At 58.0% G+C, this 19,415-nt stretch carries 13 protein-coding genes; 9 read left to right on the forward strand and 4 right to left on the reverse strand.

Annotated features, from left to right (window positions below; all coding sequences use genetic code 11):
• Positions 1 to 259 precede the first annotated feature (259 nt).
• Genes recC through recD form a run of 3 tightly spaced genes read left to right on the forward strand, consistent with a single transcriptional unit; the run spans position 260 to position 9,491 of the window.
• Positions 260 to 3,730 (forward strand): exodeoxyribonuclease V subunit gamma, encoded by a 3,471-nt coding sequence (recC, locus tag D6877_RS10790; protein ID WP_130910745.1) that lies wholly within the window; start codon positions 260 to 262, stop codon positions 3,728 to 3,730.
• Positions 3,727 to 7,401, forward strand: a complete 3,675-nt coding sequence (gene recB / locus D6877_RS10795) for an exodeoxyribonuclease V subunit beta (protein ID WP_130910746.1) — start codon at positions 3,727 to 3,729, stop codon at positions 7,399 to 7,401. Before recC ends, recB begins: the two co-directional genes overlap by 4 nt.
• Complete coding sequence (gene recD, locus D6877_RS10800) at positions 7,398 to 9,491, forward strand: exodeoxyribonuclease V subunit alpha (protein WP_130910747.1); 2,094 nt, start codon at positions 7,398 to 7,400, stop codon at positions 9,489 to 9,491. Before recB ends, recD begins: the two co-directional genes overlap by 4 nt.
• Here recD and D6877_RS29360 read toward each other — a convergent pair.
• From D6877_RS29360 to D6877_RS10810, 3 genes are all read right to left on the reverse strand, one after another.
• The gene (locus tag D6877_RS29360; RefSeq protein WP_017528830.1) at positions 9,479 to 9,643 is read right to left on the reverse strand and encodes a hypothetical protein; all 165 of its coding nucleotides are present in this window, start codon (positions 9,641 to 9,643) and stop codon (positions 9,479 to 9,481) included. The two genes, recD and D6877_RS29360, sit on opposite strands and share 13 nt — an antisense overlap.
• Before the next feature lie 14 nt (positions 9,644 to 9,657).
• Complete coding sequence (locus tag D6877_RS10805; RefSeq protein WP_130910748.1) at positions 9,658 to 10,341, reverse strand: hypothetical protein; 684 nt, start codon at positions 10,339 to 10,341, stop codon at positions 9,658 to 9,660.
• Between the two features lie 97 nt (positions 10,342 to 10,438).
• Positions 10,439 to 11,314 carry a WYL domain-containing protein gene (locus D6877_RS10810; RefSeq protein WP_130910749.1) on the reverse strand — a complete coding sequence of 292 codons (876 nt, stop codon included), beginning with the start codon at positions 11,312 to 11,314 and terminating at the stop codon, positions 10,439 to 10,441.
• Between the two features lie 117 nt (positions 11,315 to 11,431).
• Here D6877_RS10810 and D6877_RS10815 point away from each other — a divergent pair, with 117 nt between their 5' ends.
• From D6877_RS10815 to D6877_RS10840, 6 genes are all read left to right on the forward strand, one after another.
• A complete protein-coding gene (locus D6877_RS10815) occupies positions 11,432 to 11,692 on the forward strand; it encodes a hypothetical protein (RefSeq protein WP_026067334.1) in 261 nt (86 codons plus the stop codon).
• Between the two features lie 74 nt (positions 11,693 to 11,766).
• On the forward strand, positions 11,767 to 12,597 hold the full coding sequence (locus D6877_RS10820; protein WP_130910750.1) for an HNH endonuclease: 831 nt from the start codon (positions 11,767 to 11,769) through the stop codon (positions 12,595 to 12,597).
• Between the two features lie 154 nt (positions 12,598 to 12,751).
• Positions 12,752 to 15,016 carry a restriction endonuclease gene (locus D6877_RS10825; protein WP_130910751.1) on the forward strand — a complete coding sequence of 755 codons (2,265 nt, stop codon included), beginning with the start codon at positions 12,752 to 12,754 and terminating at the stop codon, positions 15,014 to 15,016.
• Between the two features lie 3 nt (positions 15,017 to 15,019).
• Positions 15,020 to 16,624: a nuclease domain-containing protein gene (locus D6877_RS10830; RefSeq protein ID WP_130910752.1), complete on the forward strand. Its 1,605-nt coding sequence runs from the start codon at positions 15,020 to 15,022 to the stop codon at positions 16,622 to 16,624.
• Positions 16,625 to 16,654: 30 nt separating this feature from the next.
• A complete protein-coding gene (locus tag D6877_RS10835; protein WP_241662882.1) occupies positions 16,655 to 17,170 on the forward strand; it encodes a hypothetical protein in 516 nt (171 codons plus the stop codon).
• On the forward strand, positions 17,167 to 17,727 hold the full coding sequence (locus D6877_RS10840; RefSeq protein WP_130910753.1) for a hypothetical protein: 561 nt from the start codon (positions 17,167 to 17,169) through the stop codon (positions 17,725 to 17,727). Before D6877_RS10835 ends, D6877_RS10840 begins: the two co-directional genes overlap by 4 nt.
• Before the next feature lie 568 nt (positions 17,728 to 18,295).
• Here D6877_RS10840 and D6877_RS10850 read toward each other — a convergent pair.
• The gene (locus D6877_RS10850; protein ID WP_130910755.1) at positions 18,296 to 19,327 is read right to left on the reverse strand and encodes a WYL domain-containing protein; all 1,032 of its coding nucleotides are present in this window, start codon (positions 19,325 to 19,327) and stop codon (positions 18,296 to 18,298) included.
• Positions 19,328 to 19,415: the final 88 nt, after the last annotated feature.

Here is a 19,415-nt window from a genome sequence, read left to right on the forward strand (position 1 = left end):
AACAAACAGCACAGATTTTTACGCCTTTTCATTTATTTCTAACTGTCGTCTCAGCAGAAACGGTTGGGTATGTGCGTGAGTAGTTGACCTGTGCGAACCCCCAGCATTTGCTCTCCTCCTTTGGCAACCTATGCTCGGCTCCTGTGGATGGTTGTGTTGGCCTTCTTCGGGCTGGTGGCGTGTAACCATATCGTTTTAAAGTGATGGCCTTTTGCCGCTCTGTACCACAGAGCTGCGTATTCAGATCTGAGGGTGGCGTATGCAGGATGCGGACTCGTTGAAGCCCGGCTTCATGATTATTCACGGCAATTGCTTGGACGATTTGCGTGAGCTAGCGGTGAGCTGGATGCAGCGCTACCCGTTGGCCCCTCTGGAAAACGAAGTCGTGCTGGTGCACAGCAACGGCATTGCTCAATGGTTGAAGCTGGCGCTGGCTGAAGATCCTGATAACGGTGGCTGCGGTATCGCAGCAGCGTTGGATGTGCAACTTCCTGCGCGTTTCCTTTGGCAGGCCTACAGGTCTGTATTGGGGACCGAGACGACACCAGAGTCCTCCCCGCTGGACAAGGCGGCACTGAGTTGGCGACTCATGCGCTTGCTGCCTCAATTGCTCTGCAAATCCAATTTCAGCAGTTTGCGGCGATTTCTTCAGGAGGATGACGATAAGCGCAAACTCTACCAACTCTCAGAGCGGCTGGCGGACCTGTTTGATCAGTATCAGGTCTATCGCGCCGATTGGCTGGAGGATTGGGCGGGCGGGCGTGATCAACTCAAACACATCAAAGGCGGTGTGAAACCGCTGGATCCCGACAACCTTTGGCAGGCGGAGCTGTGGCGTGAAGTATTGGCGGATGTTGGCGAGGGCGCTCTTGAGCAGAGCAGAGCCGGTGTTCACAAGCGTTTTGTCGCACGCCTGCGTGAAGCAGGGCAGGCCCCGGCAGGGTTGCCTCGGCGTGTGGTGGTGTTCGGTATTTCGTCTATGCCGGCACAGGTTCTGGAAGCCCTGGCGATACTCTCGCGCTACAGCCAGGTGTTGCTGTGTGTGCACAACCCTTGTCGCCATCACTGGGGCGATATCGTCGCTGACAAAGACTTGTTGGGCCATGCCTATCGCCGCCAGCCAAACAGAAGTGCCTCTATGGCGACGAGCCAACATGGCCAGCCTTTGCTCGCCGCGTGGGGTAAGCAAGGTCGCGACTACATCAATTTGCTCGACCACTATGACGAGCCGACGAGTTATCGACACCTGTTCGAGGGCCTAAACGGCGGGCGTATCGACCTGTTCAATGACGAGCCACCTTCAAGCCTCCTAGGTCAATTGCAAAGCGACATTCTTGAATTGCGTCCTTTGGCTGAAACTCGCGAAGTGTGGGGCCCTGTCGATGTTGCACAGGATCGTTCGGTACGCTTTCACGTGGTCCACAGTGCGCAGCGTGAAGTGGAAGTGTTGCACGATCAGTTGCTCGCTCGCTTCAGTGCCAATCCTGAGCTAAGCCCGCGTGATGTGATTGTGATGGTACCGGACATCAATGCGTATGCACCGCATATCGAGGCCGTGTTCGGTCAGGTGCCGCGTCATGACCCTCGTTATCTGCCCTTTACCCTGGCCGACCAGGGGCAGCGTGGCCGCCAGCCATTGCTGATCGCCCTCGAACACTTGCTTAAACTGCCCCATAGCCGCTTCGCCGTCAGCGATATACTCGACCTGCTGGATGTGCCGGCGCTGCGGGCGCGCTTCGGCATCAAGGAAGCGGATGTGCCGATCCTGCAGCGCTGGATCGACGGTGCCGGTGTGCGCTGGGGCCTCGATGCGCAGCAGCGCGAAAGCCTGGATATGCCTGCGGGCCTGGAGCAAAACACTTGGCGCTTTGGTATGCGCCGTATGCTGTTGGGCTACGCGGCCGGTCAAGGGCCTGAACTGAATGGAGTCGAGCCCTATGACGAGGTCTCTGGCCTGGAAGCCACACTGGCGGGACCTCTGTTGACCTTGCTCGATCACCTGGAAATTGCCCGTGAGGACCTGCAGCAGCCGGTCACGCCAGTACTCTGGGTCGAGCGCCTGCAATCGCTGTTGAAGGTGTTCTTCCGCCCGGTGAGGGATGCCGAAGAGTTGCTGGTCAACCAATTGCTCAAGCTGCTCGATGACTGGCTCCGCACTTGCGAGTCCGCGCAGTTCGCCGAGCCCTTGCCATTGAGCGTGATGCATGAGACCTGGCTTTCCGGCATAGAAGAGGGCGGCTTGTCGCAGCGGTTTCTCGCCGGTGCAGTGAACTTCTGCACGTTGATGCCGATGCGTGCGATCCCGTTCAAAGTGGTGTGCCTGCTGGGCATGAACGATGGTGACTACCCGCGTCAACAGTCTCCTGTCGACTTTGACCTGATGCGCAACGATTACCGCCCCGGTGACCGCTCCCGCCGTGAAGATGACCGCTACCTGTTGCTAGAGGCGCTGTTGTCGGCCCGAGAGCAGCTTTACATCAGCTGGGTTGGCCGCAACATCCGCGACAATAGCGAGCGTGTACCCTCGGTGCTGATCGGTCAGCTGCGTGATCACCTGGCCAGTGGCTGGCGATCGGCGCCGCCTGGGTCGCTGCTGCATGCCTTGACCCAAGAACATCCGCTACAGCCTTTCAGCGCGGCCTACTTTGCCGACCAGCCCGGGCCTGATGGACTGTTTACCTATTCCCATGAGTGGCGTGAGGTGCATGAGTCGCGGGCGGAGGAACTCTCGGTCGACGTATTGCCAAAGCTCGCGCAAGACACGCCATTGACCCTGCGCCAACTGGCTGGGTTTGTACGCGACCCCGTGGGGGCATTCTTCCAGCAGCGGCTCAAGGTCAATTTCGACAATGACGAATTGACCAGCCGTGACGACGAAACCTTTCAGCTCGACGGCCTTGAGAACTGGCAACACCAGGACCGACTCAGCCAGGCGCTCAAGCGTTGGGTAGAAGAGGACTACCGACCTGAGGACGCGGTGGCCGAGCTTGATCTGCATGTGCAGCGTTTACAGCGTGAAGGCAAGTTGCCGCTGGGCGGCTTCGGCACGTTGAGCGCATCGGCATTGGCCGAGCCACTGCCGGACATGCTGGAGCGTTATCACGCGCAGTTGCAGGCGTGGCCGGAAATCGAGGAGGGCCAGACCGCCGCGACGATCGCGGCGCACGAACCGACCCCTGGATTGAGTGACTGGCTGGGTGGCATTCGCCGCAATGCCCAAGGTGAGCGAGCCTACTTGCAGCTGGACAGCAAGAAGCTATGCAACGACGACAGTTGGCGCTGGCACAACCTGGTTCGCCCCTGGGTGCGCCATCTGGCATTGCAACTGAGTGAACCGGGCTGCACCACGATTCTGGTCAGCTTGAACGGGGACGTAGTGTTCCGGCCAATGCCGGCGCAACAGGCGCAGGAACAGTTGCAGTCGCTGCTCGACGCCTGGGTGGCGGGCATGCGTGAGCCGCTGCCGGTCGCCTGCAAAAGCGCATTCGCCTGGCTCGAGGAAGCGGGGGAAGGCGGGGAAGACAACGACGCGACTTCCGAGAAAGCCCGCGAGACGTTTGAGGGGGGCTACATGCGCACTGGAGAGGCGGACAGCTCTTTCGCCTTGCGCCGTGCGTACGTGGACTTCGACCAACTGTGCGCCTCCGGTCATTTCGCCTCATGGGCCACGCGCCTGTATGGAGGACTGTTCAATCATCTTTCTTCGAGCCGCGCAGGGAGCGACCAATGAAACCGCTAAATCTCAACCCCCTCGACTTTCCCTTGCATGGCAGCCGATTGATCGAGGCGAGTGCCGGTACTGGCAAAACCTTCACCATCGCCTTGTTGTACGTGCGTCTTGTGCTTGGTCATGGAGGTGAAGCCGCCTTCAAGGACCTGCTGACACCACCGCAGATTCTGGTCGTAACCTTCACTGATGCCGCGACCCAGGAACTGCGCGACCGTATTCGTGCGCGTTTGACCGAAGCGGCGCAGTGCTTTCTGGAACCTGAGCGCGAACACGACAAGCTGCTGCAGCAACTGCGTGCCGAGTATCCGCCGCAGGAATGGCCCGATTGCGCGCGCCGGCTGCAACTGGCGGGTGAGTGGATGGATGAAGCGGCGGTCTCGACCATCCATGGCTGGTGCTATCGGATGTTGCGTGAGCATGCCTTCGACAGTGGCAGCCTGTTCACCCAGACACTGGAAACCGATCAGAGCGAATTGCTGGCCGAGGTTGTCAGGGATTATTGGCGTCGGCACTTCTATGAATTACCGGTGGAGCAAGCCCGAGCCATCGGTGATTGTTTCAAAAGCCCACAGGACCTGGGGGATGCACTCGGTTCGTTGCTGACGCGCCGGGACGCGACCTATCAATACAAAAACCAGCCCCTTGAAGCACCTGGCTCGTTGCAGGCGTTACTCAAGGAGCCTGGCGAATGGTATACAACGGTCGGCGACCTGGAGCGTATCGCTCGCAAGCTTTGGCTTGAGCATCAGAAAGAGCTCGAGGAGGTGTTGCGCAGCATTCGTCCTCACATGAATGGCAATACCTACAGAAAAATCGATCAGGATGAAGTCTTCAACGGTCTCCTGAACAAGTTGGCACATTGGTCCAGAGGGCAACCTGCGCCGCATAACGTGCACGCCTTCGGCCAGGCCGGCATAAAACTCAAGGGCAAGGCCGTGGTGCCCAAGCATCAGGCGTTCGAGGCGATCGACCTGTGGGTCGAACAGCGCGACGCCAAAGTGGATATCCGCGCCCAACTGCTGCTGCACGCCTTGCATGAGGTGCGCGAGCGCTTCGATGAAGAAAAGCGCCGCCGTGCCGAAATCGGTTTCGACGACCTACTCAATCGTCTTGACCAGGCCTTGCAAGGCCCGTCGGGCCCGCGTCTGGCCGAGACCATTCGCAAGCAGTATCCGGTTGCCCTGATCGATGAATTCCAGGATACCGACCCGGTTCAATACCGGATCTTTGAAACCATTTACCGCATTCCCGACAACCTGAATGAGTGCGGCCTGTTCATGATCGGCGACCCGAAACAGGCGATTTATTCCTTCCGTGGCGCGGACATCTACACGTACCTCCAGGCACGCGAGGCCACAGCTGGCCGTCATTACACACTGGGGACCAACTATCGTTCCACCAAGGCGATGGTTGACGCGGCCAACCACTGCTTCCGGTTCTCTGAAGCCCAGCCCCGCGGCGCCTTCCGGTTTGCCACAGAAGACCAGGGCAACCCGGTGCCGTTCAACACCGTCCATGCCAATGGGCGCGACGATGTGTTGCAGATCAAGGGTACGGATCAACCTGCCTTGACGTTCTGGCAGCTGGAAACCGAGGGTGTGGTCAATAACGCCACCTACTTGCGTAAAGCCGCTGACGCCTCGGCATCGGCGATTCAGGCCTGGCTTGATCCCGCTGCAACCGAGTGTTCCGGTTTGCTGAAAGGCAATGGTGAATTCGTCGCCTTGCGGCCCGCCGATATCGCCATTCTGGTGCGCAATCGCAAGGAGGCTGAAGCCATACGCAAAGCCCTGGCGCATCGGCAACTGGCCAGCGTCTATCTCTCCGACAGGGACTCGGTCTTCGAAAGCGAAGAGGCCAAAGACCTTCTGTATATCCTGCGGGCGTGCGCTCAACCCACCAGCGATCGGCTGGTGCGTGCTGCAATGGCGACCCGCAGCGTCGGGCTGTCATGGCAGAACCTGGAGCAATTGAACCAGGATGAATTGTTCTGGGAGCAACAGGTCCTGCTGTTCAGGGATTTTCGTGTGTTGTGGCAGCAACAAGGCGTGCTGCCGATGCTGCGCAAGCTGCTTGCCACGTTCAAGGTACCGGCCCGTTTGCTTCTGGAAGAACAGGGCGAGCGCCGCTTAACCAACCTGTTACATCTGGCCGAATGGTTGCAACGCAGCGCCGCCGAACTCGATGGCGAACATGCGTTGATCCGCCACCTCGCCGAGCAGGTTGATGGCCAGAGCGAAGAAGAAATTCTGCGGCTGGAAAGCGATTCAGACCTGATCAAGGTCATCACCGTGCACAAGTCCAAGGGCCTGGAATACCCATTGGTGCTGCTGCCATTTGCCTGTAGCGCCAGGGCGATCGATGGCCGAAGCACAACACCGCCTATGTTCCACGACGACAAGGGTCTGGTGATCGAGCTGATCAAGGGTGATCTGGCCAAACCGGCGCAGGCGCTTGCCAACGATGAGCGCATGGGCGAAGAGATGCGCCTGCTCTACGTTGCCCTGACGCGAGCCCGTTACGCCACCTGGATCTGTGTGGCGCCTCAGGGGGCCAAGGCTGGAGGTAAATCGACAGATTTGCATAAGGCAGGCCTGGGTTACATGCTGGCGGGCGAGAAGCCGATAGCCGCGGAGAGTCTGCTCGGCGTGGTCGAGGCACTGGCCAGCGGCTGCCCGGACATTGCGGTGTGCGCAGCGCCAGTACCATCGGACAATGTCCATACGGCGCCCGCTACACCGTCGGTGGGGCCAGCCTTGCGCCCCTTGCACAAGCTCGCGGCGAACTGGTGGATTGCCAGTTACTCGGCCTTGGCCATTGCCGACGGCAATGTCCTGCTGGGGGCGGAACCGGGCTTCAGCCTTGAGCCGGCAACTGCGCTGGAAGCCAATTTGCAGGAGGAAGGCGAAGTTGAAGCCTTGCCCGCAGGAGTCGGGATTCACGGTTTTCCTCGGGGCGCGGGCCCAGGCACCTTTTTGCACGGCTTGTTCGAGTGGGCCGGCCGCGAAGGCTTCGCCAAGGCCGTCGGCGATCCGCAAACCCTGCACAACACGGTGGCCCGTCGCTGCAATCTGCGCGATTGGGAAAACTGGATCGAGCCACTTTCCGCCTGGTTGGGCAGCTATCTGGATGCGCCCCTGCGATTCAACGGTACCCAGTGCAAACTCTCGAACCTGAGCACCTATCAGGTGGAGATGGAGTTCTGGTTTTCCAGCCGGTCGGTGAACGTTCAGCGCCTCGATGCACTGGTGCGTCAATACACGTTGGGTGGTGCACCGCGTCCAGTACTGGCCGCCAACGAGTTGAACGGCATGTTCAAAGGCTTCATCGACCTAACGTTTGAACATCAGGGACGCTACTACGTGGCGGACTACAAATCCAACTGGCTGGGCAGCAACGACCAGGCCTACGACGCCAAGGCGATGGCCGAGACCATGCTGGACAAGCGTTACGACCTGCAGCTGTGTCTGTACCTGCTGGCCTTGCATCGCCAGCTCAAGCTGCGCCTTGCCGGGTATGACTACGAACAGCACATGGGCGGGGCGGTGTACCTGTTCGTCCGTGGACACCAGGCGCCCACCCATGGTGTGCATTTCGAACGACCGCCACGGCAGTTGATTGAACAACTGGACCAACTCTTCATGGGCCAACACGCGGAGACCAGCGCATGAGCCGGACCCTTAAGCAGCTGAGCAACAGCCAGCGCAACGTTGATCACCCGCTGTTGTTCGTTGGCGATGCCGACAGCAGCGAGCTGCTGCATCAACTCGACAATTGGGTGAACCGAGGCTGGTTGCGCGCACTGGATCGCTCATTCGCCACCTTCATACTTGAACAGGATCCCCAGGCCCAGGCCAGTGTGTTGCTGGCCGCCGCGATGACCAGTCATCAACTGGGTCGCGGGCATTCCTGCCTGGATCTGGTCGCTACCCTGCAAGCGCCTGACTTTGTGTTGTCGTTACCTCCTGAAGGGGAGGAGGGCGGCCAATTACCGTCGCAATGGTTGCTGGGCCTGGATATCGCGCAATGGCGCCGGGTGTTGTGCTTGAGCACGATGGTGGAGGATCGGGACGAGCCGCAGCGATTCCCGGAGCGGCCGCTGGTGTTGACCGGACAGCGTCTGTACCTGCGTCGTTACTGGAACTATGAGCGCAGCATTGCCCAGGCGCTGAGCGCCCGTTTGAGCGTGGACGCGGTAACACCGGAGAAACTTTCCAGTCGGCTCGATGCCTTGTTCCCTGACACCTTCGAAGTTAACGGTGAAGTCCGTAGGGACTGGCAAAAAATTGCCTGTGCGCTGGCGGCACGAGGTAACTTCAGCGTCATCACCGGCGGCCCCGGCACCGGCAAGACCACCTCGGTCGTGCGCTTGCTGGGGCTGTTGCAAACACCGGCCGTGGAGGAAGGGAAGCCGCTGCGAATTCGTCTCGCCGCCCCCACCGGCAAGGCAGCAGCACGCTTGTCCGAGTCCATTGGCAAGGCCGTCCGTGAGCTGCCGGTCAGCGCCCCGGTGCAGGAGGCGATCCCGACGGATGTTTCCACATTGCACCGTCTGTTGGGCAGTCGACCGGATTCGCGCAACTTCATTCACCACCGGGATAAGCCACTGGAGCTGGATGTATTGGTGGTCGATGAAGCGTCGATGATTGACCTGGAAATGATGGCTTGCTTGCTCGATGCCTTGCCTCGGCAGGCGCGCTTGATTCTGTTGGGTGACAAGGATCAGCTGGCATCGGTGGATGCAGGCTCCGTGTTGGGCGACCTTTGTCGCAACGCTGAAGCCGGCGGCTATAGCGAGCAAACAGTTGCCTGGCTGGAAGCCCACAGTGGTGAGTCGGTCAGCGCTCCGGGGTTGCAAACGGCAGTCGGTGCTGGCGATCCGCTGGCCCAGCAAACCGTCATGCTGCGCTACTCCCGACGCTTCGACGCCCAGCAGGGCATTGGGCGTCTGGCCAAGCTGGTCAATGAGAAAAACGCCGCCGAAGCACGAAGCCTGCTTGATCAGCAATTGCCTCAGCTGTTCAACCTCAAGTTGCGAGGCGAGCATGATGCCGCACTCACCGAGTTGATTATCAACGGCAAAGGTGATGCTCCTGGTTATCGCCATTACCTTGAGCAGCTACGAGACCAGCGTCCTGCGAAAGACACTCCCTGGGATAGTTCCCTCTGGGCCGGTTGGGCTGGCAAAGTATTGGGCGCATTTGATGAGTTCCGTCTGCTCTGTGCGCTGCGTCGCGGGCCTTGGGGTGTCGAGGGACTGAATCAACGAGTGGCCGCCGAACTGCGCCGCTGTGAGTTGTTGTCGGGGGATCAGGGTTGGTATGAAGGGCGACCGGTACTGGTCACCCGCAATGATTACAGCCTGAGCTTGATGAATGGTGACATCGGCATTGCCCTTTGGGTGCCAGGCCCTGCCGCAGAACGGGTGCTGCGCGTGGCCTTCCCGCGAAACGATGGCAGTGGCGGCGTACGTTTCGTGATGCCGAGTCGGCTGGTGGAGGTCGAGACGGTCTTCGCCATGACGGTGCACAAATCCCAGGGTTCAGAGTTCAATCACACGGCTTTGGTGTTGCCCGATGCGCTGAACCCAGTGCTGACCAAGGAGCTGTTGTACACCGCCATCACCCGTGCCAAGCAATGGTTCAGTCTGGTTGAAGCCAGCCCGGGGGTGTTTGAAGGGGCGGTGAGTCGCAATGTGCAGCGAACCAGCGGGCTGGCGCTGCAACTGCAGGATGAACTGGCAAAACTTCAACGCACCTGAGTGGGGGCGTTCAGGCATTTGTAGCCTGGGTACTGAGCTTCAGCGGTGACCTTTGCCATGGCAGAGGTCACCGCCTGAACAGTAATGGTGAAGTTGGCCTGGGGGCCTGCGGTAGCGACCACACGTTGCATGAAGGCTTTGTAGGTTTTCATGGCGTTTTCCTCGATTACACTTCTGCGCTGTTACCACGCTTGCCGGTGATCTTGACCGCCCGCCCGAGCGCGAAGAGCACCATGTCGATGTTCACCACGAATTTTTTCTCGGCACATTGGCGCTCGTCGAAGTGTTCACTGAGCCAGGTCTTGTAGCGCTCGATCCAGATGACTTCGTTGTCCCAGTTGATCTTCTTGCGGATGGCTGTCACCGCGTCCGGGTCGGGTGTTTCCGATTCTTCATGGAGTTTGTAAAGTTGGAAGGCACGAAGGACGTGCTGGTCGATAATTGGCTCCGAAGACTCGGCCAAGTGCCGACCGAACTGCCGGAACACTTGTCCAGGGCCTTTGTTCAGTGCTGTCGGCAAGGCATCTTTCGCGCCTTTGATGATGTGCCCCACTTTCTGTAAATCGCCGTTTTTCCAGGCCAGGGCGTAGAGCAGTTTTTCCAGGGGCGTTTCAAGTCGCCCGCTAAGGTCAGCATGCAGACGCAGATCCTCGTCCACTTTGTCAGCAAGGGAAGCGATGTCCTGTGTCGACAATTCAAGCTGCAGTTCCGGATATTTGGTGCGGTCCATCTGCTTTTTTTTCAGCCGGGTATCGGCGCCCACTATGGTTTTCAGAACGAGCACGTTTTTGGCGCTCAGGACTTTAGTGAACGTGGTTTCCACCAGCGTCATGGCTTCCGTATTTTTCAATGTCGAGTTCTCTCGTGGGGGTCTGATCAAAGCGTAATCACCGCGTGCGACAGATCGTGTCGCACTACGTCAGGGGCTGGCGTTTCAGGCGCCTGAATCAGTCATACAGCCAGGGTTTCAACTCCTTCAGGTTCTCTACCACGATCTGTTGCGCCTCTGGTTTGGGGTCCATGTTCTTTGGATCAATTTGATAGCGCTGCAACACGTACTTGACCAGCGCCTGGCGGCAGGGAATCTGCAGTCGCCCATCGACCATTCCGAAATCCCCTTCGATTATCGCTTTCTGCATCAGCGTCAGGCGTTCATCGGGCTTGATGATGACATTGACTTCGCTATTCCATTGGTCGTCGTCCGAGAGGCCATTCTCGGTCTCGCCGTCCATCAGTTCAGGAACCCCACGCAGTCGGCTCAGTACAAAGTCCCGGTACTCGCGGTTTTTTTCGCAGTAGGCGCGCACATGCCAGCGCATACCTGTGTAAACCAGCGTATGCGGTGCAATGGTTCGCCCTTCAGGTTCGGGACTGTTGAGCGAAACGTAGTCGATGTCCAGGCGTAGATGCTCCCGGCAAGCCTTGAGCAGTGGGCGCAGTATCTCGGCCTTAATCGAGCGATCAGGCACCTCCAGTACTTTGGTATGGGCGTAGGCCAACGCAAGTCCCTCGACGTGTGGCGCTCGAGCATTGTTCTGGTAAAGCAGGTGCAGGTATGCGCTGGCGCTGTCGTCGATGAACAGTGGCTTGAACTGTTTACTCGGCACGTACCCCTTGATCTGTCGATCATATGTAAGGTTTTTAGGCGCATGATCGGTGATGTAGGTGTTGATGTCCTTGGATGCCTGCTGACGGCTGATGCCGAAACTCTGCGTCAAGTGCACCGTGGTCAGCCGGCCTTCCCACCATGCGACGGTTTCAATCAGACGATAGCGAAGGGCGAGGTCCCAACGGACCTGCGCGATGGTTTGCTTGCGTTTCATGTCGCCTCCATGTGAGTGAATACTTTACCTGTATAAGCCTACATTCTAGACGTGTCGTTTAACACTACATATCGTGACTCTGGCAAGTTTATAGTTGACGACATGAGGGACATGTTTATGGATGGTTGGGATTGGACGGCGTCGGTAGCGATGCTGATGCTGTTGATGATCCTGCTGATGCTTTTGGTGCAGTATCTGCAGACTAACAAAGCCTGGAGATTGCTCGAGCATTGGCATGCGACCACGAAGGAGCGCCAGCAGCGGCTGAGCTGGCACGCCGAAGAGAATCGCGAGTTGAAATCGGCGCTTCGGGCGGAGAAGGCTCATGTGGAGCAGTTGCAGCGCAAGGTGGAGATTCTGCAGGCTTTGCTGCCCTAGGTGTGAGGCACGAGGGCCTTGGTGTAAGGCCCCGTGATTTGGCTCCGATACGGTGTAGACATTAGGAGGAGTACATGCTTGATTCGCGGGAAATTTGCAGGCTTCTGGAAGGCAACGGTTGCAGCAGGAAGTACGAAAGAGCCTATGCGCGGGGTTATGTGCACCCGGGTCTTGAGCATCCGCTATTCGTCAAGCATTACGCCACCGGCCGAAGCGTTGGGCGCCAGCCATTGGTGCTGCATCCGGCATACCGGAAATCGGTGCATTGGGCGCAAATCAAGGCGCTGACGCGGGGAGTACCCAATGAGACTTACAAAAGTACCAGCCTGGAAGCGTTTCCGTTTGCGCCGGGCTCGACCAGCAAAACCGGAATCGCAGTCAATGTGGCTAATGTAGACGACTTGCTCAGTTTGTTTGGCGTGCTTGGCGGTGAGTTGCTGAGCATCGAGAAGCAGGTGGAAGACGAAGTCAGCCTGATTGAGCTCTTCGAGCAATCACCTACTGGGCAGCAGATCGGTACGACTGAACGTGAGGCCATCATCCGAGCGCGAGTAGGGCAAGGCGTCTATCGCCAGGCGCTGCTCGAGCATTGGCAAGGTTGTGCTGTTAGTGGTTTTGCGCTCGCTTCCATGCTGCGCGCTTCACACATCAAACCATGGCGTGACGCCACGCATCTGGAGCGCCTCGATCCCTTTAACGGATTGCTTCTGACACCCAACCTAGATCAAGCTTTTGACCTGGGACTAATCAGCTTTACAGAGAAGGGCGATATTGTAATTGCGCAAGCCCTGACCACTGAACTGCAACTGGCGCTTGGTATTAACCCGCAATGCCGATTGCGTAGCCTTCATGACCGTCATTTGAACTACTTGGCCTGGCATCGCGAGCACGTATTCTGCGGCTAGTGGCTCGTGTTAATCGTTTGCCTGAAAGGTGATGGGCCAGGAGCCAGTGTCACAGGCTGGATTCTCCTAGGAGGTGGTGTAACTCCGCATGCAAATATTTGGCAGATACGGTATTGGGCCCGGTCGCCCAACAAGACAATAAGGGGCATGACTGGTGGCGGTAGATCTGAAGGATAACGCAAATCTGAAGGCAGCCTGTGAGGCGGTATTGGCTCACAATCGTGAGCTGCCTTGGTATCAGAGCTGGCTGAAAAAGCTGTCGGAGTTCCTTCGTAAAGTACAAGACGCTGATCAGGAGGAGTTTTGTAGTACAGCGTTTCAAGAGCTGCTGTGGGAAAGTGAGGTCATTACAAAAACGGGTATGGGCACGGTCAATGTGTCAGAGGTGATCGCCGATCCTGGAGTCGCCAAATGCCTTTGGAGTATTCGGGCATCGCTCAAAACTGGTGATGTTCACCTTCATGATCAGGTGCTCAAGGAAGGCTGGCGCGAGTTGAACCAACTAGCTGCTCCTCCCCTTGTGCGACGCAATCCGAGGCTTAAAAAGTATCGTCTTTTTGCAGCGTTGTGCCCAACTGAACTGACCACACTCGCTCACTACCCGAAGTTGCGTACTTTGGCTTCGTTGATAGGTGTAGGAGGCACGGAGCGTGAGCTTTCTCTGCATCGGAGTGTGCTTGAGCGCCTGGACGATGTTTTGGGTGAGCGAGAAAAAGGACTATCGATACCGACGCTGGAGCGCATGACTCTGCCTTGGCTGCTCTACATGAAATTCGTAAGGGAGCAGGAAGCCGAGGCCACGGAAATCGCAGACCCCGCTACAGGTCAGGAGCGCTTGAATCCTTTACCTGCTGAGCGCCGACGTCGCGGCATGCTCGCCATCGGTGGTGGTATCGCTACCATCAGGGCGATTATTGAGTTCGCCAAAGAGGGATGCAAGCGAGAAGATTTGGTGGAGCACATGCGGTCGATCAACCCAAGTCACGCGACTTCGAGCATCCGAACACAACTCAATTCACTCATTGCCGAATGGGGTGTTCTGCGCGCTCAAGGCGACGAGATCCATCTGACGCCGCGAGGTGAGGGACTGCTGGAGACTGGCGAGCCTGATGAAGTATCGGACTGGCTGCTGACCCGCGTTCTTGGGTTTGATCACATGCTCTATGCATTGCACAGCGGTCCAATGTCCGTCAGTGCGTTGAATGAAGCGTTGAGAAAGGTAAACACCGGGTGGACCAGCGATCGGGCATTGACCAGTCTGACCTTTTGGCTGCGTGCCCTGCAATTGGTCGAAACCCGTGCAGACAAACTGCAGCACCTGACCGAGCTCGGTGAGGCCTGGGCAGCGCAAATCCACTGGGAGCCCCAATCACTTACTCCAGACCCGCGGGCTGTTTCAACCAGCGTGGTGCCATCCAGTGGCGAGGGTGTGCCGTTCGAGCGCCCTTCGCTGGAAACCATCCTGCGTAGTTTTCCCGAAGATATCGCCTTTCCGATCAGCCTGGTGGCTCGTCTTGATGCAGGACTCTGGAGTCATCCGCGCCGCCATTTTGCTGTCCTTACCGGGCTCAGTGGCGCCGGTAAAACGGTACTGGCTCGGGGTTATGCCCTGGCGTTGCACGAGGGGCAAAGCCAGCCATCAGAGGGACTGCTTACAGTCCCTGTCCAGCCTGGCTGGCATGATCCCTCTTGCCTGCTGGGTTACGTCAATCCATTGAATAGCGAGAGCTATGTACGCACGGCATTCGTCGATTTCCTGCTGAGAGCCAGTGCCGACTCCGAGCGTCCATACACGGTTGTGCTGGACGAAATGAACCTGTCGCACCCGGAGCAATATTTGGCGCCGCTGCTTTCTGCCATGGAGACAGGTGGCCACATTGAGCTCCATGCTCAGGATAATGACATCAGCGGCGTGCCGGCGACCATCACGTACCCGACTAACCTGGTGATCATTGGTACCGTGAATATGGATGAAACGACACACGGCCTGAGCGACAAGGTGCTCGACCGGGCGGCAGTGATTGAGTTCTGGGAGATCGACGTTGAAGCGTTCCCCGGCTGGAAAACCAGTGCTTTGCCTGAGGCGAAAATTACCAAAGTCCGTGACACTCTCAAGGGGCTGGTCAAGGCCTTGCGCCCGGCACGCCTGCATTTCGGCTGGCGCACCATCCACGATGTCATTGGTTACATCGAGCAGGCCGGACGCGGCGGTGTGATTGATTTTGATGCGGCACTGGATCAAGCCATCTACGCCAAAGTCCTGCCCAAACTGCGCGGTGAAGACACACCTCGGGTTCAGGCTGCCTTCGCAGACTGCCGTAACTTGTTGCGGGATATGAAGCTGGAGGATTCGGCAACCAAAGTCGGCGAGTTGCTGGATGATTTGCGTTCTTTGGGTTCCGCCCGGTTCTGGCGCTGAAACATGGCGATTATCCGATGCGTTGACAAACAAGGCAGCATGTTTACCGTCAGCCCCGAAGCCTTGGCTTCGGGCTTCATGGAGCGCGGCACTTATTATTTCGAGATTGTCCCCGAGTCCCGCTTTTTTGTTGATGATGAACCGTTGGAAAGCTCGCGCCATGAGGAATTTGATGCATGGCGATGGGAGCCGGGTTTTTATGCGGGCAAAGTCGTCGCTGAGTTGATTGATACTGACGGCAAGGTTTTAGCGACCTACCACTTTGATGTGGCTCCGGATCAAAACAAGCTCGGCGAGACTTCGTTTGCCGCGATGTTCGACGAGCTCCTTGCCTTCGATATACGTTTGCTGATGGGCAACGAGTACGCCCGGTTGGAGGTGGGTCGGGAAGGTCTGACCAGCAACCCGCACCTGCAATATGCCCGACTGAAACGTTATGGCCCGGCGTTGTTGTCAGCGTTTACCGAAGTCTTGCGCAAGCCGCTGACACGGCTGCACCGAGAGCGAACATTACGGCCAGCGCATCAATTGCGTCGTATTGATCGCCAGACCCTGCGACGCGCCTTGCAAGACCCTGCGGCGACGGCGTTGCTCTATAACCTCGAACTGGCCAATACCAGCGATGAGGTGTTGCACTTTGATGTGCCCACTGTGTTCGAGGACCTGGATAATCCGGCCAATCAGGCGTTGGCTGTTGTCCTTGGCGAAACCCTGCGACGCAGCCGATACGTCATTGCCGCCTTGCAAAAGATCATTGATGGGGAGGGCGATACGGGGGCTCGCTCCGCGTTGACTCCTCGGCTTGGACGGCGGATTGATTTCCTCGAAGGCCTGCACAGTGACCTTCGTAGAATTCAACGCAGGGAGCCGTTCTGCTCTCTGCGCCAGCCTCGAATTTCCGCTGCCGGGCTCAACGCGGTTTCCGCTCATCCTGCTTACGCTCGGGCCTATCGTCATGGATGGTACGTGCTGCGCCCTGGTATTGACGGCAGTAGCGAGGGAGAGCGCTTATGGATCAGCCCGACATGGGAGATATACGAGCGTTGGTGCTACCTCCAGATGGTGGCCATGATGAAGTCGATCTATCCCGACCTGCAGTGGCGTGATTGTTGGCCCGGTTCCCGCGTGGACGTCGTACGTTGTGAAGGGAGGGGGGCTGAGACTCAGGTCGATGTCTGGCTACAGGTGTGCTGCCCGGCGTTCGACCAAAAAACAAGTCACGGTTTTTCCAGCATTTCTGGAGAGCGCCGTCCCGACATTGTCGTTACGGTGGAAAGCCCGGCGGGGAGCTCGTTCATTGTGATGGACGCCAAGTACCGAGTTGAGCGCAAGTGGGTACTGGAGGGCATGGTGTCGGCGCATTTGTACCGGGACTGCTTGCGCTGGAAGGGCTGCAAGCCGGATTTATCGATATTACTGGTGCCTCGCTCAGGAGGTGCGCCATTGTTGGAGACGACGACGTACCAGAAAGCCAATGGTGTTGGCGTCGCGGTGCTGAGCGTTGAACACAACGGATTGCAAACGGTGTTAAAACACTTTGCAAGGGGCTGCACAGATTCAGAATCAGCGGAGCTTTTTATGGCTGCAACTCCTCAGCCACTGAACTGAAACTTACGTAACGCTCAAAAAGGAAGCGCAATGACAACAATAATCGCAAAGGCCCAAGCCGAGCTGGAGCTTGCACTCATGCAAGCCGAAAGTGATTCCATGGCCAGCAGCGATCTTTTTATCTGGTTGCGCGAATGCGGTCTGTCGCCCGAAATCGCTGTACGAGTCAAAGAGCTGCTCAACGTGACTCAGCGCATCGGTAACAAGGTTGTTTCCATCGGCAAGCTGATCGTAATGAAGTTGCGCGACTTCATTACGGCGCATAAGAATCTGGCCATTGGCACCGTGTTGGGTGCTGCTATCGCTTCGCTGGTCGCTGGGATTCCGTTGCTCGGTTCGATATTGGCGCCATTGGGGACACTGGTTGGCGTGACGATCGCGGCCACCGGTCATCAACGCGATAAGCATCCGGACGGGAACGGCCGAGGGGTGAGCCTGGAGGAGCTTCCGCAGAACCTGATCGAAATGGCCCGGACGTACTTTGATCTGTTCATTGAGACGCTCCAGATCATCATGGCTGAATTTTCTTCGGCGAAAACATCATGAGTCGGCCATCGAAGATCAGCAAAAAGCAGCTGCTCAAGGTCATTGATGAGCTTGAGCGTGCACCCCACGTCCGTGTGCGCATCCTGGGGGAGGTTGGCATCAGCACGCTCGGTATCGGCCTCGGTGCCGCCGCAGCTGGCACGGTGGCGAGTATCGCGGGTGCGACCAGTATTCCGGTCCTCACCGCCGCCGCCGGTTGGGTCGGTGTCACTGCCGTGGCGGCGACGCCACTTGGCTGGGCACTAGACGCTGCGGCAGCCGGTGGTGTTCTGGCCTACGGCGTCTCGCGCTGGATTCGCGGCGGTGCGATGTCAGAGGGGCGCAAGCAGGAATTGTTGTTGGTCTACCAGGAGCGGTTGGCCGGGATGGAGGCCAAGGAGCGCATGGGGGCGGTCACGCTGTTGGACAAGTCCGGTTTTATTTCGTCACTTCGTGAGGTGATCGAGAAAGGTGTCATCAGTGCCGATAAGGCGCTACGGCTGATCGAGGCGGTGGAAGGCGGAAAGTTGGCGTTGCCTGAGGCTTATCGATTGGTGAATGGGCTCTTGCTGGAGTAGTGCGCGCAGGGTGCAGTCCTCAGCAAAGCGCCGATGAGTCATCCGATCACGACACGTCTTGTCGCGCTTCGCCCTCATGCTCGCCTCATCAACAGGACAAATGGTTTACACCGAACCGCTTGAGTCAGGCAACCATAAGGCACAGCAGCATGAAAAATCTGTTCGCAATTATTGGCGTCATCGTCGTGGTAAAAAAAGGCTACGAGTTCTTCCGTGAATACTACGAGATGAAACAGGAACTGGACAAACGCGCCGGTGATTCGGCCTGACGCCGTGCAGCGTCGTCGATTTCATTTTTCTACGACTGACGGGTTATCTCCATGCCTTGGCCGCCCCATCCCTTCACATTCACCTGTCCCGAATGCCACTGGAAAAAAACAATGGTGCCGCCCAGCGATGCGCTGCGTGAGGGGATCGATTGGTTTTCCATTTGCCCCTCATGCCGACACACTGCATTGGATGTACGGCCGGCTTCTCGGCTGGAAATTTTCAAGGCCAGGCTGGCGCGACCGTTTCGCTAGAACCCGCAAAGTACATTGATCCGCCAGTCTGGAGCCCTCCTGGCGAGTTACACCAGGCTCGCCTTGCCTTCCTCATGTTCATACGCTGCAGCCGCCCTCCGCAATGTGTCTCCCATTTGCTGGCGCAACTCCGGCGGTTCCCGCACGACCAACGAATCACCCAAAGACAAAATCCACCAGTGCAGCTGCCAGGTATTGTTGACGGTCGCCTGCACCTGAAAACCATCCGACAGCGCCTCCAGCACCATGTCCGTGCTCAAGGGCGTTTCACGAATCATCCTTGCCTGGTGTTCGCTCACCCAGGCCTTGAGCCGGATCTTCTCCGGTTTGCCAAACTGCAAGGCGTCGGTGGCCAGGTAGGTTTGCAGTTCGAACGTCTCCAGCCCTTGGCACGGAGTTTCGAGTACCGTTACCGCGCGAAAGCGATGCACCGCGAACTGACGGACATCGGTATAGGGCGCAGCGGTGGCGATGAGATAGGTGATCAGCCCACGCTGCACAATCGCCAGGGGGTTGAGAGTCAGTTCACTGAGTTTGTCGGTGTGTGCCGAGTAATACTGACAATGAACTTGCTGCTCGCTGATTAGGGCGTGCTGCAGTGCCTCCAGCGTTTCTGCCTGGATTTCCGGAGCTCGAAGATTGAAATCCGGCCGAACGCTCGCAACTTTGTCGGGCCAGCGAGCGGCGGGGTTGCCGACTTCGAGGCCTTTGAGTTTTTGCCGGGCATGCTCGAAGCGCGGTTCCAGCACGCTCAACATGCTGCCCGGAAGTAGCGGACGCACGGCGTCTTCGACCAGCGCCAGGCTGACAGCTTCAGTTAAGGTGATGCCCTGCAACTCGACGCTCACGCCCGGTTTCCAATACCAACCGAAGGGCGTTCCACCATCGTTGCACTGCAATGGAAACACCAGGGACAGATCACGCAGGTCGCGCTCGATACTGCGGCGGCTGATGGAGTAGCCTGCGGCCGTCAGGCGGGTCAGCAATTCACTCACTGTGATACCAGGGGCGCGTTTGGGCAGCTGTTGCAGCAGCTCCCATTGACGACTCAACGCGGTATGGGTCTTGGCTGAAGGCAAGAGAATTTATCCTTGTAGTAAGCTGGCCTGTGGCTAGCAAATTTGCCGGGTTGTCTGCCTATCGTCGATAACCCGGCAACCTTTAGTC

The sequence above is a fragment of the Pseudomonas sp. Sample_9 genome (assembly GCF_004307535.1).
GTDB classification, from domain to species: domain Bacteria; phylum Pseudomonadota; class Gammaproteobacteria; order Pseudomonadales; family Pseudomonadaceae; genus Aquipseudomonas; species Aquipseudomonas mercuritolerans.

Coding starts and splice junctions, on each gene's coding strand:
- recC (WP_130910745.1), top strand. CDS start 260: ATGCAGGATGCGGACTCGTTGAAGCCCGGCTTCATGATTATTCACGGC.
- recB (WP_130910746.1), top strand. CDS start 3,727: ATGAAACCGCTAAATCTCAACCCCCTCGACTTTCCCTTGCATGGCAGC.
- recD (WP_130910747.1), top strand. CDS start 7,398: ATGAGCCGGACCCTTAAGCAGCTGAGCAACAGCCAGCGCAACGTTGAT.
- D6877_RS29360 (WP_017528830.1), bottom strand. CDS start 9,643: ATGAAAACCTACAAAGCCTTCATGCAACGTGTGGTCGCTACCGCAGGC.
- D6877_RS10810 (WP_130910749.1), bottom strand. CDS start 11,314: ATGAAACGCAAGCAAACCATCGCGCAGGTCCGTTGGGACCTCGCCCTT.
- D6877_RS10815 (WP_026067334.1), top strand. CDS start 11,432: ATGGATGGTTGGGATTGGACGGCGTCGGTAGCGATGCTGATGCTGTTG.
- D6877_RS10820 (WP_130910750.1), top strand. CDS start 11,767: ATGCTTGATTCGCGGGAAATTTGCAGGCTTCTGGAAGGCAACGGTTGC.
- D6877_RS10830 (WP_130910752.1), top strand. CDS start 15,020: ATGGCGATTATCCGATGCGTTGACAAACAAGGCAGCATGTTTACCGTC.
- D6877_RS10835 (WP_241662882.1), top strand. CDS start 16,655: ATGACAACAATAATCGCAAAGGCCCAAGCCGAGCTGGAGCTTGCACTC.
- D6877_RS10840 (WP_130910753.1), top strand. CDS start 17,167: ATGAGTCGGCCATCGAAGATCAGCAAAAAGCAGCTGCTCAAGGTCATT.